10 protein-coding genes are annotated in these 13,861 nt (G+C 41.3%); 5 read left to right on the forward strand and 5 right to left on the reverse strand.

What is annotated here, in order from left to right:
- Positions 1-34 precede the first annotated feature (34 nt).
- Positions 35-1,045: a manganese-dependent inorganic pyrophosphatase gene (locus tag C9J48_RS22100; protein ID WP_006230121.1), complete on the forward strand. Its 1,011-nt coding sequence runs from the start codon at positions 35-37 to the stop codon at positions 1,043-1,045.
- A gap of 143 nt (positions 1,046-1,188) precedes the next feature.
- Here the strand turns inward: C9J48_RS22100 and C9J48_RS22105 are convergent, their stop codons facing one another.
- Entirely contained in the window at positions 1,189-2,874 is a 1,686-nt protein-coding gene (locus tag C9J48_RS22105) for an NAD-dependent malic enzyme (protein WP_006230120.1), read from the reverse strand.
- A gap of 85 nt (positions 2,875-2,959) precedes the next feature.
- Positions 2,960-4,138: a dicarboxylate/amino acid:cation symporter gene (locus tag C9J48_RS22110; RefSeq protein WP_006230119.1), complete on the reverse strand. Its 1,179-nt coding sequence runs from the start codon at positions 4,136-4,138 to the stop codon at positions 2,960-2,962.
- A gap of 386 nt (positions 4,139-4,524) precedes the next feature.
- Here C9J48_RS22110 and C9J48_RS22115 point away from each other — a divergent pair, with 386 nt between their 5' ends.
- Positions 4,525-5,424, forward strand: a complete 900-nt coding sequence (locus C9J48_RS22115; RefSeq protein ID WP_006230118.1) for a LysR substrate-binding domain-containing protein — start codon at positions 4,525-4,527, stop codon at positions 5,422-5,424.
- 140 nt (positions 5,425-5,564) lie between these two features.
- On the opposite strand, the gene aspA is transcribed toward C9J48_RS22115, so the two are convergent.
- Positions 5,565-6,995 (reverse strand): aspartate ammonia-lyase, encoded by a 1,431-nt coding sequence (gene aspA, locus C9J48_RS22120; protein ID WP_006230117.1) that lies wholly within the window; start codon positions 6,993-6,995, stop codon positions 5,565-5,567.
- 766 nt (positions 6,996-7,761) lie between these two features.
- Between aspA and modA the strand changes: the two genes are divergently transcribed.
- From modA to modC, 3 genes are read left to right on the forward strand one after another with little or no spacing between them, the layout of a single operon-like run.
- Positions 7,762-8,541, forward strand: coding sequence for a molybdate ABC transporter substrate-binding protein (gene modA, locus C9J48_RS22125; RefSeq protein ID WP_006230116.1), 780 nt, complete (start codon positions 7,762-7,764; stop codon positions 8,539-8,541).
- 38 nt (positions 8,542-8,579) lie between these two features.
- Entirely contained in the window at positions 8,580-9,272 is a 693-nt protein-coding gene (modB, locus tag C9J48_RS22130) for a molybdate ABC transporter permease subunit (protein WP_006230115.1), read from the forward strand.
- An 11-nt stretch (positions 9,273-9,283) separates the two neighbouring features.
- Positions 9,284-10,417 carry a molybdenum ABC transporter ATP-binding protein ModC gene (modC, locus tag C9J48_RS22135; RefSeq protein ID WP_373456052.1) on the forward strand — a complete coding sequence of 378 codons (1,134 nt, stop codon included), beginning with the start codon at positions 9,284-9,286 and terminating at the stop codon, positions 10,415-10,417.
- Positions 10,418-10,494: 77 nt separating this feature from the next.
- Here the strand turns inward: modC and C9J48_RS22140 are convergent, their stop codons facing one another.
- Complete coding sequence (locus tag C9J48_RS22140; protein ID WP_006230113.1) at positions 10,495-11,820, reverse strand: DUF1501 domain-containing protein; 1,326 nt, start codon at positions 11,818-11,820, stop codon at positions 10,495-10,497.
- A gap of 4 nt (positions 11,821-11,824) precedes the next feature.
- A complete protein-coding gene (locus tag C9J48_RS22145; RefSeq protein ID WP_006230112.1) occupies positions 11,825-13,354 on the reverse strand; it encodes a DUF1800 domain-containing protein in 1,530 nt (509 codons plus the stop codon).
- Between the last annotated feature and the right edge of the window lie 507 nt (positions 13,355-13,861).

Genomic DNA, 13,861 nt, shown 5'->3' on the forward strand with positions numbered 1-13,861 from the left:
ATCTACAAAATTTAATGATGTAATGGAATGAATCATGAAGATGAACAAACTGCTCGTGTTAATGGTGCTTGCAAGTTCTAGTGCAACAGCATTTGAATTGTCTGCCCCTTCACAAAATAACACTGATAATTTGGTATGGACGGGACACCTAAGCCCAGATACAGATACGATGACCTCAGCAATACTTGCGGCTCATATTTATGGTGGTACAGCTACTGTACCAGAAGCTATTAATCCTGAAAGCCAATTTGTCTTGGAATATTGCCAAGCAGTAGCGCCAATACAGTTGAATGATTTTAGTCAGAAAGCCGTAGGCTTAGTCGATTTTAATCAAAAAACGCAACTGCATAAAAGCATAAATGAAAGCAGTATTGTTGCCATTATCGATCACCACGCTATTGGTGGAAAACCCGTTAATATGTCTCAAGTTGCTGCAATTGATATTCGAGCATGGGGTTCTGCTGCTACCATTTTGGCTGATCGCGCTGAAAGTTTAAATCTTCAATTACCAAAGTCTGTTGCTTGTACAACTCTAGCGGGTATTCTATCCGATACTGTTGTTTTCCAATCGTCTACAACCACCCAATATGACCGTACTTACGCTGAAAAAATGGCATTACAAGCTGGTATTAAAGATATAGAAGTGTTTGGTCAAAAAATGCTGGAAGCTAAATCTGACCTAAGCCATGTTAGTGCTGAAGATATCCTGACAATGGATTATAAAAACTTCGAATTTGGTGGTAAGAAAGTGGGTATTGGTGTTGCTGAAACATTAACCGCCCAGCAATTGCTTGATCGACGTGATGAGTTTGTAACAGCCATGAAGTCATATAAAGAGGCTAATCAACTTGATCACCTCTTTTTCTCTGTAACCGACACCAAGAATAAGCGTGCTAACCTTTTGTGGATTGATTCTGCTGATTTGTCTGTAGCAATATTAGCGTTCGACGGTGATGTTAAAGAAGGGTGGTTATCTCTTGATGGTGTTACATCACGTAAGCGTCAGATTGGCCCTGCAATTCAACAAGCAATCGAAGCCAAGTAAGGCTTATACCCATTAGTATCTTGGTATTAAAGAGGCCGCTGATTAAAATAGCAGCCTCTTTTTATTAGTTACAACCCGAAATCAACTATCAAGTGCATTCCGTTTTTGTGTGTAAATTCTCTCCCCCTAGCATTAAGAGGCTCTTATAGCGCAGTACGCTTGTACTTTAAGTATTCCGGCTTCCAGAAAGAACTTTCTATTTTTTCAAGTAATTGCTCTTTTGTACGTTGAGGCGCTTTATTTTGCTCAACAGCTTTTTTAGCCACGGCCAGAGCAATACAGTGAGAAACCTGATGGATATCTTCTAAAGGAGGCAGCAAAGCACCATTGCCATTTTGGGCAAGTGGTGAACATTCGGCTAAAACACGGCTACTCTCCATCAACATTTCATCCGTGACACGGTTCGCACCGGATGCCAGAACACCAAGGCCAATGCCAGGAAAAATATAACTGTTGTTGCACTGGGCGATAGGATAGGTTTTGTCATTAAAAATAACAGGATCAAATGGGCTGCCTGTTGCGATCAGTGCATCACCTTCTGTCCAGCGAATAATGTCTGAAGGTGTTGCTTCAACGCGGCTGGTAGGGTTTGATAGAGGAAGCACAATTGGATGCTTACAGTGGGCATGCATTTCCATGATCACCTCTTGGCTGAATAGGCCGGGAACACCGGAAACTCCGATCAGGACTGTTGGCTCGCCATTACGTACTACATCTAACAGCGAAATGTTACCAGTCTCATTCCACTGACTGACGGTGGCACTTTTCTGGGCTAACTTATGTTGAAAGTCTAGCAGGTTTTGCATGTTGTCGGTCAGTAGTCCCCAGCGGTCAACCATAAAGATACGCGCGCGCGCAGCACTGTCACTTAGCCCTTCGGCGATCATCTGTGCCACAATGGCCTCAGCAATCCCGCAACCAGCAGAACCAGCACCAACAAAAGTAATACGTTGTTCGGAAAGCTCGGAACCGGCGGCCTTGCAGGCGGCAAGTAAGCTGCCTACGGTAACAGCGGCTGTTCCTTGAATATCATCATTGAAGCAGCACACTTTATCTTTATAACGGTTGAGTAGAGGCATGGCATTTTTCTGAGCAAAATCTTCGAACTGAATTAATGCATTTGGCCAGCGGCTCTTTACTGCCTGAATAAATTCTTCTACAAAGTCATCATATTCCTGCCCGGTAATGCGTGGATGACGCCATCCCATATACATAGGGTCTGATAAAAGTTGAGTATTATTGGTGCCAACATCCAATACGATTGGCAAGGTGTTGGCAGGATTGATACCACCACAAGCGGTATATAGGGCCAGTTTGCCGATAGGAATACCCATGCCGCCAATGCCTTGGTCGCCCAGACCAAGAATACGTTCGCTATCGGTAATAACGATAATCTTCACATCCTGACGAGCGGCGTTGTTTAAGATGTCAACGATGTTGCCTTTATCGGGGTAGCCAAGGAACAGACCACGGCCACGACGATAAATATTGGAAAATTTTTCGCAAGCAGCACCTACCGTCGGGGTATAAATGATCGGCATCATCTCTTCGATATGATTATCAATCAAACGATAGTAGAGAGTCTCGTTGGTGTCTTGAATATTGCGCAGGTAGATATGCTTATCCATATCATCATTGAAAGTTTGATATTGGCTGTATGCTCTTTCTTCCTGTTCGGTAATGGACTCAATTGCTGCTGGTAGCAGTCCCATCAGGCTGAAGTTTTGTCTCTCTTCCGGCGAAAATGCACTGCCTTTGTTGAGTAGGGCATTTTCTAGCAGAGTAGGGCCTGCATAAGGGAGGTATAACGTTTTATTATTTTCGTACATTTAACCGCGATCCTGTTTATCTTTAAAATAAGAGTTGCCTGAAACAACTCTTATTGTGATATTCAATGAGTAAATTAAAGCCTGATTAGATTGTTTCTTCTACCAGCTCCAATCCTTCTTCTGCTTCGCCAGACATCTTGTCAATCAACAGGGCAATCACGCCATCACCGGTCACATTACAGGCGGTACCAAAACTGTCTTGTGCTAAGTGAAGAACAATTTGCAGTGCAATCATTTCTTCGGTAAAGCCAAGCATTGAGCCAAGCAAGCCGACAGAAGCCATAACTGCACCACCTGGCGCACCCGGTGCCGCAACCATAGTGATACCTAACATCGCGATAAACGGTAGGGCTTCGAGCAGACTAGGTACAGAACCTGCACCTGTCATAAGAATGACTGCTACAGCTACACTTGCGATACTGATCACCGAGCCTGACATATGGATGTTGGCACACAATGGCACGACAAAATTGGCAATTGAATTTGATACGCCATTGCGTTTAGTTTGTTGCAAAGTGACCGGAACGGTCGCAGCAGAAGACATGGTACCAACAGCGGTAAAGTAGGCTGGCATCATGGTGCGAAGGATCTTTAGTGGGGATTGCTGTATAGCAATACCTGTAGTGATGAACTGGAAGGTTAACCAAACCCAGTGCATGGCGACGACAGCAAGTAACACTAGGCTAAAGGTTTGCAAAGTGGCAAATACGGTACCTTTTACTGTCATATCGGCAAATACACCAGCGATATAAAAAGGTAGTGCCGGAATTAATACTTTATTTAAAAACAGTTCAATGATATCACGGCCCTGATCACTGACTTTTTTCAGCTGATCAGCTCCGGTCGTGGATATACCCAGACCAAACATGAAGGCAATAGTCAACGCCGTCATGATGTTCATTAGTGGCGGGATCTGAATTGCTAAAAATGGATCGAGAGCGGTTTGAGCCTCGGGCAGTTGGCCTGCCCCCTCAAGTAAAATAGGGAATAGGTTCTTGGCTACCATGAACGCAAAAATACCAGCACCTAATGTTGACATATAAGCAAGGCCAACTGTCTTACTCAATAGTTTTCCAGAGTTTTTTGGCAGGCTTGCTATACCGCTGGTGACATAGAAGAGTATTAATAAGGGGATGGTAAATTTAATTAATTGGCTAACTAAATACTTTACAGTAACAAGACATTGAATAAGTACATCTGGTGCAAACATACCCATCAGTATGCCTACTAATATTCCACACAGTAATTTAATGATTAAGTTCATTTTATTGACCTTTAATTTATTAGGATACGAGTTTCTTATAATAATATGTTGACTTGTTTCTAATTTGGATTGAGAAGTTAATGTTTGATCTGTTCTTATCACTCATTGCACTTGTTAATACAATGGCTGTGTTTTTTTTATAATGTTGCAGCTGGATATTATTATTATCTGTCATTCTTGGGAAATGCTGAAAAGAAAGGCTTGGTTATTAATAAGCATCAGACTAAATTTAAAGTATGCGACCAACTTAATAGACAAATGTTCATAACTAATTGATCCTTACTGCCACCGGCTAATGGCATATAACTCTATATAAGCACTTGTTTTCATAAAAGGTGATTTTGGGATTATGACGACAGTAGAATTTATAGTATTGAGGAAGATTAATGAAAAATATAGAAACAAAATGGCTACAAGATTTTCTTATTCTTGCTGAACTACAAAATTTTTCCCATGCAGCTACTGTCCGCAATGTTACTCAACCTGCATTTAGCCGACGAATAAAATCGCTTGAAGCAGAATTAGGTTTAGTCTTGATTGATCGCAGTAAATCACCTATCGAACTGACGTTGTGCGGGAAGCAGTTTAAAACCACGGCGCAATCTATTATTCATCAAATAGATGAAGAAGTTAGTCGTTTAGCTGGGTGCTCATTTCTTGGCCGACATACGGTGCGGTTAAGTGCTGCGCATTCTATTTCCATCAGTTTGTTGCCCAAACTGCATTCAAGCCTGTTTAGCCCTAAGCTGAATACCAATTTATCTGTTGTGGCGAATGAAGTTGATGATGCCGTTGAATTGCTTATAGATGGTAAGTGTGATTTCTTATTTTCATTTTATGAAGACAGGCTGCAAGTTGCACCGTATCGTTCTATATATCTTGGCCGTAGTTTTTTGTATTGCGTTTCAGCTGTGGATGAAAGTGGAAATACGCTCTATGACCTAGCAAATAATGATGATGTCCCATGTCTGGATTATACTCCTGAGAGCTATATGGGAAGAGCACTTCATCGAGCCAATAGTAAACTTACTTCTAATACGGTCTGCTCGTCATCAATGACTGATTTTATTAAGGCTTTAGTTTTGCAAGGTAAAGGAATTAGTTGGCTTCCTGATTATGCAATAAAGGAAGAGTTAGCATCTGGCCAATTGAAAATATTAACAGAGAGAGAGCCAGTTCCATTAGAACTGTATGTTTATCGCTATTATTCTAAGCTGCACTCATCATGCGAAGCTATGTGGAACGAGTTAAGTAAAGTAAGCCCGATAAAAGAGTTGAATGGCTAATTAACAGGTGAGGTTTAAACTTCCATCAAGCATGAAAGCGTTTATTTGGAATATATAGACTCAATGCAAGCTAAGGGAAAGAATTAATTAAAAGGGCTAGTATCTAGCCCTTTTATTGTTGGTGTTATTTCTAATCTATATTAGTTATATAGTTTTGCTTTGTATTCAGGGTGCATCAAGTTCTGCACGGAGAATATTTCGTCCAAGTGCTCTTCTGCTAGTAGCTTGCGTTCCAATATCACTTCTTTAACACTTTTACCTGAATCAGCACAGATTTTACCGACAATATCACCTTCGTGGTGGCCAATAAACGGGTTCAGGTAGGTAATGATACCGATAGAGTTATAGACGAAGCTTTCGCACACTTCTTTGTTTACGGTGATCCCTTTGATGCATTTGTCGGCAAGGTTAATACAAGCATTGTTCAGCAATTGAATAGATTCAAAAATAGCCTGACCGATCACCGGTTCCATCACATTGAGCTGTAGCTGACCGGCTTCAGCGGCAAATGTGACTGTCGTATCGTTGCCGATAACTTTAAAGCAAACCTGATTTACCACTTCAGGAATAACCGGGTTAACCTTGGCTGGCATAATCGAAGAGCCGGCCTGCATTTCAGGCAAGTTTAGTTCGTTAAGACCGGTTCGTGGGCCGGAAGAAAGCAGGCGCAGGTCATTACAGACCTTAGACAGTTTGACTGCCAGACGTTTTAGCGCAGCGTGAACGGTAATATAGGCACCACAGTCAGAAGTGGCTTCAATCAGATCTTCAGACGGTACACAGTCGAGTCCGGTTGCTTCGGCAAGGTATTTTACAGCCAGCTCCTGGTAACCCGCAGGTGCGTTAAGACCAGTACCGATAGCAGTAGCACCAAGGTTCACTTCCAGAAGCAGAGAGGCTGCATACTTCAGGTTTTTGATTTCTTCTTTTAGCAAGATGCTGAAAGCATGAAACTCCTGACCCACAGTCATTGGTACGGCGTCTTGCAGTTGGGTACGGCCCATTTTCAGGGTGCCCTGGAACTCCTCGCTTTTTGCATCGAAGGCTGCTTGAAGATATTCGATTGAGCCGATCATCTTGATGATGCTGTTATATACAGCAACACGAAATCCTGTTGGGTAGGCGCAGTTGGTCGACTGGCTCTTGTTCACATGATCGTTCGGGTTGATGATGTGGTACTTGCCCTTTTCGTGACCTTTCAGTTCCAGTGCCACATTGGCGATTACTTCATTGGCATTCATGTTGACGGAAGTACCGGCACCGCCTTGGTATACATCTGAGATAAACTGATCCATGCATTTGCCGGTATCGATGATCAAGTCGCAGGCTTCAATAATGTACTTGCCAACATCGCTAGGGATAGTGCCTAGTTCCATGTTTGCTCTGGCGGCTGCTTTTTTGGTAAAAACCATACCGCGAACAAACTCAGGTACATCTGAAATTGTCATCGATGAGATAGAAAAGTTCTCATAGGCGCGCAGAGAGTGGATCCCGTAATAAGCTGATGACGGAATTTCCAGTTCACCTAGTAGATCTTCTTCAATACGTACCTTATTAGAATTGTTGGTCATAGCCGTTACCTTTGGTGATGAAAAGACACCGACACAATGGTCTTTTCATCATCCAAAGTGAAATGCTTAAATGTATGTTACGATACTTTTATTGCATAAGGGGGGGATTTAAATAGAACTGAAATCATAAATTATCCACTAGCTTATTAACTTCTTGGCCAGAGTTAATTATCACATAGTTATTTTTGTCATGTTGATTATCATCGAATTGGTTTGGTAATATTACAATTATATATGTTGCTTATTTTTTTTCTCCAGGATTTTTATAATATTTTCGGTGTTATAATTAGCAATGGATGGACCTTACGGCTGTTTCTTATACACAAATCCCCAGTTTAAAAACTGGTTTTTTTTTAGCTTCATTTCAATCTCACGAACTGCTCCTTTGTTACTAAACCAAGTTGAGTCATTACCCAATGAAGTCTCTAGTATTCGCTGGGTTTACTTGACATTAGCTAAATTAGCCTCAACTCAGGATAAGAAAGTCAAAAATTAATTAGTTTCAAACGATTAGTCTATTGCGATGATTTTAATGCAGTGAGGCGCTAAAGGGCACTGCTGAGCGGCTTCAATTATCCTGATCTGAGGTTAAATTAGCCGTCTCTTTTTGTTTGTAACGTTAAAATTATACGAAGTTATACCATCAAAGTATCAAAATGCTTCTTTTTAAGCAGCAGCTAACCACTAAACGTAGTGAGATCGTTCGTTTTTAATATCGATATGTAGTAAGGTATATATCGAATTATTAAATACTAGAGGATAGGGTATGTGGGTAAGTAAGAAACTTAGCGTGTTAGTTGTTTCATTTGCAGCGGCCTTTTCTTCAATTACGCCCGTTTATGCTGCTGAAAAAGTAACGATTTTTGCGGCATCGTCATTAACCAATGCAATGAACGAGATTGCGGATATATATCAAGATGAAACTGGAGTGAAAACGGCAATGTCCTTCGCGTCATCTTCGACGTTAGCCCGCCAAATTGCGCAAGGTGCACCTGCAGATATTTACTTATCTGCTAATAATAAATGGATGGATTATGTGTTTGAACAAGGCGTGATTGATGCTGATTTTCGACACCAGTTATTAACTAATTCATTAGTAATGGTTGCACCTAAGTCTTATCCTGATGATCATGTAATTATCAGCGCTTCTTGGAATATAAAACAAGCTTTAGATGGAACTCGTTTAGCAACAGGGGATCCCGCACATGTTCCTGCAGGGCGCTATACAAAAGAGTCGCTAGAAAATTTAGGATTATGGCAACAAGCTGAACCTTTGTTAGCAAGAGCGAACAATGTGAGAGGGGCACTTGCATTGGTAGAGCGCGAAGAAGCATTACTTGGCATGGTGTATAAGACCGATGCGTTAATCTCTACCAAAGTGAAAATTGTTGCTGATATTCCTGAATCATCGCATGTACCTATTGAATACCCTGTTGCTATTGTTAAAGATAAGTCACGAAAAGCAGTCATCGACTTTTATCAATTCCTTCAGTCTAAACAGGCGATTGATGTGTTTACTGAGTACGGCTTTGGTGTAAATAAATAATCGTTTATGTTGAAAAATGATGTTGGGGTTAAAATTGAGTGTTAACTGAATATGAGTTACAAGCACTATTACTGAGCTTGAAAATTGCAGGCATAGCGGTGTTGTTTAGCCTGCCATTTGGTATTTTATGTGCTTGGGTGTTGGCTCGTTGCCAGTTTATTGGTAAGTCGATGTTAGATGGATTAATACATCTTCCTTTAGTGCTACCACCTGTGGTTATTGGCTATGTGCTTTTGCTTACCATGGGTCGCCAAGGTGTGATCGGGAAATGGTTATATGAATGGTTCGGGCTTACGTTTAGCTTTAGTTGGCGCGGGGCTGCGTTAGCTGTGGCGGTGGTTTCTTTTCCGTTAATGGTGCGTTCAATTCGATTAGGCTTAGAAAGTGTAGATATAAAACTTGAACAAGCGGCACGCACTCTGGGCGCTAGCCCGTTAAAAATCTTTTTCACCATAACGCTACCCTTAGCATTACCGGGCATTTTGACGGGAACAATTTTGGCTTTTGCTCGTGCTTTGGGTGAGTTTGGTGCCACGATTACTTTTGTGTCGAATATTCCAGGTGAAACACAAACTATTCCACTTGCGATGTATTCCTTTATTGAAACACCAGGTGCTGAAAATGAAGCTGCTCGTCTCTGTATTATCGCTATTGTTATTGCACTGGCTTCATTGGTTGTGTCTGAATGGTTATCGCGTATTGCTCGAAAGCGTTTGGAGGCAGCATGCTAACAAGTCAGAAAATGTCGCCATTACACGTAGCTACAGTTAAAAAACAAGATCGTATTATTAATGATGTGTTGACCATAAACGTAAAGCAGAAACTTGGTGATCTTGATCTTGATATGAATGTCGATCTACCGATGCAAGGTATTACGTCTATATTCGGTCGTTCTGGTGCAGGAAAAACCTCCCTTATTAATATTCTAAGTGGGTTAACCCGCCCTGATGAAGGCTGCATATCGTTGGGAAAACGAGTGTTATACGACAGTGCGAATAATATTTTTCTGCCGCCCGAAAAGCGACGTATTGGTTACGTATTTCAGGATGCTCGATTATTTCCTCACTACACGGTAATGGGAAATTTACATTACGGGTGCGACCACAAAGATCCTGAGCATTTCAATGATATTGTGACCTTGTTAGGTATCGAACATTTATTAAATCGTTACCCGTCTTCTTTATCGGGTGGGGAAAAACAGCGGGTGGCGATTGGGCGAGCATTACTGATAAAGCCAGACATGCTTTTAATGGATGAACCATTAGCATCGTTAGATTTACCGCGTAAACAAGAGCTAATGCCATACCTTGAAATGTTAGCGAAAGAAGTGAATACTCCGATTGTATACGTTACCCACAGTCTTGATGAGATATTACGTTTGGCTGATCACATGGTAATGATCAACCAAGGGAAGGTTGTCGTTTCTGGTAATGTTAATAGCGTGTGGGGCTCGCTTGAAATGCGACCTTGGTTACCGGCAAAAGAGCAAAGTTCGCTGTTAACAGCCCGTGTAAATCTCAATCACCCTAAATATGCGTTAACGCAAGTTATGCTTAGCCATAACGCCTATTTGTGGGTGAGCCGACTGAATCAAGAACGGGGTGAGTGGATAAGAGTACGTATCCACTCAAACGATGTTTCTTTAACAAGAGTGAAACCAGAACAAACCAGTATTCGAAATGTGTTACTGGCTCGTATTGATAAAATTCACCACATTAAAGATGATCAAAAAGTAGAGATTAAACTGCGAGTTGGTGAAACTCATCTTTGGGCGAATATAACGCTTTGGGCTGCAGATGAATTAGCATTAAAAGTCGGTGATGAAGTATATGCACAGATCAAAGGTGTGAGTGTAACGAAAGATGATTTAGCGTAACTCAACACGGCCTAAAGTGATTTGAGAAAAGGGGGGTATATTCTTTTTGCCAAGAAGAAAATACCCCCCTTTGTTTGTTAAATAAAATCGATATAACGAGGCTCGAAATGTACAAGGTTAGGGAATAACTCCAGTATTTGAGCGTCATTAAGCCCAAACCATTTACACAGTGAAGCGTTAACTTGGTCGGCTGCAATACCCGGAATGATACGTCCTTTGTTATAGTCATTTTCACTGTTTAGGCTGAGATCTGGCCATTGTCCGTAGGCTTTTCCGCCTGATATCGCACCGCCTGTGACTATTTGATGCCCAGCCCAACCATGATCGGTACCCGACGCATTTGCTTGCACACGTCGCCCAAAATCAGACATAGTGACGCAGGTAACTTGCTCTGCTAATCCTTCATTTTCCATATCGGTATTGAACGCAGCAAGAGAATCACTCAGTTGTGCTAATAGATTATGATGTGGCACTTTTTGATCTTTGTGGGTATCAAAACCGCCCATACCAACAAAGAACACTTGTCGTTGGTGGGTTAGATCACCACGCGCTTTGATTAAACGTCCGACCATTTTTAGTTGCGAGGCTAAGCCACCTTCAGGGTATTCTGCGTTAGCAGGGTGTTTATCGAGAATGACTTTTAATGCTTCGTTTTCAGCGATACTCTTTTCCATGCGGTCAGAATAGTTTCGCATGTATAGGTTGTTGTAATCGCGTTGGGTAAAGTGGTTAAAGTAACCATCAATACGTACATCGATATTCATTCCATTGTAATTGCCAACCCCAGCACTGCTGATGATGGTTTGATTTGCATTTTTACTGCGTAATAGCTTTTTATCGCTGCCTATCGATATTAAAGGTGATATGTCGCCACTTGAACCTAACATATCCATCATACGACCCGCCCAACCTAATGGGTTAGCCAAGTTTTTTGCACCTGACTGCCACATTTCTTGCTGCATGTTGTGGGCCATTAAAAACTCAGGCAGCTCTACGATATGTTGGTCGATTAAACTGCGCGTTGTTGGTTGTATTAACTGGCCTGTGTTGACTAACGCAGTGGCTTGACCATTTTGAAATAACGGCAGTAATGATGACATCGCATGATGAAGACCAACCTCAATATCATTGTCTGTTAGTAAACCTGTTGTGTTGATTTCGTCTAGTTTTAGTCCTAGATCAGGCCGCGCAGCAAGGTAGTTGGTATAGGCGTTGTCTGTTACTGGCACAACCATGTTGTAAGCATCATTTCCGCCAAACAAAAATACGCAGACTAATGCTTTATGATCTGATGGCGCTGTTGTTATATCAGCGGCAGAAGTGATTGAAGGAAGTGTTGCTGCTGCGGTTGTTGCACTTAATGCTGCACTGCCTTTTAAGAAGTGTCGACGAGATAATTTCATGTGATTACTCCTGGCAGAAAAATTCAGGTGATGTAACAGCAACATACAGTGTGCTTTGAATTCGATTATCTATTTGTGTTGGGCTTATTTTGTTGATTAGCATATCGGTTAGATAGGCCGCTAGTTCATCAGACATTAAGCCCCCAAAAAATCGCTCGTTAATTAGTGCAACATAATCTGTTGGTGATGCTTCAAGTTGTTCATACTCAGAACGATTCCAAACCCAATGATTATCTTTTGTGTTTTTGTAGGCAAGAATATTACTCCAGAAGCGGTTGTGGATCCGTCGCATTATATCGGTTGTCAGTATGTTGAATTCTGGTGCTGTCAGGTCAAGATCGGCAATTTCACCTTGAGGGGCAAAATCTGAGGTGTAGAAGTTGAAAACACTGGAAGCGGCGAGTGGTGCTTGCCCTAAATTATTTTCTGTTCCTTGAAAGTTCCACCAACGCTCACCGACGGATGTCATATTCAATGCACGAGCTTGGTTGGCAACGGTAATAATAGGCTCTTTTAATAAGCCAAAGTGCTGTTTGCTGGCTTTACGTCCATTGCCTGCAGCATTTGATCTACCCTTAAAGACATCAGCATCGGTTAGTACGGCTTTTAGTGTTGCTTGAAGATCTCCTCGTATACCTTCACCGTTATCTTTGAACGCTTTTGCCACTCGTGAAATATAACCGTTACGTGGGTTACTGGTTACAAAACGCTTAATCAATAGGTTTGCAATAAACATGGGGGTATTAGCATGGTTAAATAATACATCGAGTGCTTGTTGCAGATCTTGCTCGGCACTTTGACCTGCTGCAAAACGTGTTCTCAGTACAATTTTTTCGTCTGTATCATGTCTGTTGTTATCGGCATACATAGGGGCTAAATCGTTTGTACGGCGCCAGCCAGTAAGCACCCGCGCCAGCTCTTCTACATCATGCTGGGTGTAAGTCGGAATTTTATTTCCTTTAGTATCAAGCTTAGGTTTCCCGTTACCGCGTAACTTCCATAACCCTAACGAGAAAAGCTGCATGACTTCTCTTGCATAGTTTTCGTCTGGAAAGGTATTTTTATCTGGGTTGGCTTTTTGACTACCTTCAAGCGTTAAGTAGCGGCCCATCATTGGGCTGAGTGTTACTTTTTCTAGAATATCTCGAAAGTTACCAAAAGCGTGTTCGACTAAAATATCGTAGTAATTGGCTAATCCGGCATGTCGGTTACCTATGCCGTGTTTAGATACTACAAAAATTTGGCTTAGCGCATAGGCCATACGTTGACGTAGTTGATCATTCGCTTCAAGTGCACATTGCCACCATGCCCCAAGACGCATGTTGTCGTTCACATCATCATTGGTCAAAAGAGCAAAAGCTTGTGCTTTAGGTAAATGATAAGAGGGGGATGATGAAAACTGTTGGTTAAGCCAAGCATCAAAGCCATTTTGCTGTAGTTGGTCAATCTCGCCTTGTTGAGGTCCGAACGATCCTCGATAGAGAAATTTGGCGCATTGTTGTCTGTCATCACTATAGATTGTGGTATCGGTCATGGTGATTCCTTTCTGGCTGTCATTATTTAAAGGCTCTGTTGTATAGATAAGCACGCATTATTCTAAAGAGTAGTGCGTTAAAGAGAATGAGACTTAAATTTTTAAGAATAATATTATAATGTTGTACTTCTGGCGCTGGTGTGTCATTTAAATGGCGAGTTGTTTTTTATTAAGTGACTTACTTAAGGTGCTAAGTGTATGGTTATAAAGGTTAATATTCTTATTGCATTTGATGTTTAAAATCAACATAAAATCAGATATATGGTGACAGTGATTTCGATTTTGGAATAAAGGTTGTGATTTAAAATTGCATGAATGACTTGGTAGCATTTTTTAAGTTTGTTTATTTTTTCGCTATAAGATGAATTATGAGTCATTATTTTGGCGTTTGTTCAGGTTAAATTCAGTATTACTTTTTATTTTCGAATTATTGAAAATGTGAATTTCTGGTTTGTATCTTGTTTTTTTTGAGTGATTGTAGAGGCTGTGTTTAATTTCCTATGTAAT

The organism is Photobacterium profundum (genome assembly GCF_003026285.1).
GTDB classification, from domain to species: Bacteria; Pseudomonadota; Gammaproteobacteria; order Enterobacterales; family Vibrionaceae; genus Photobacterium; species Photobacterium profundum.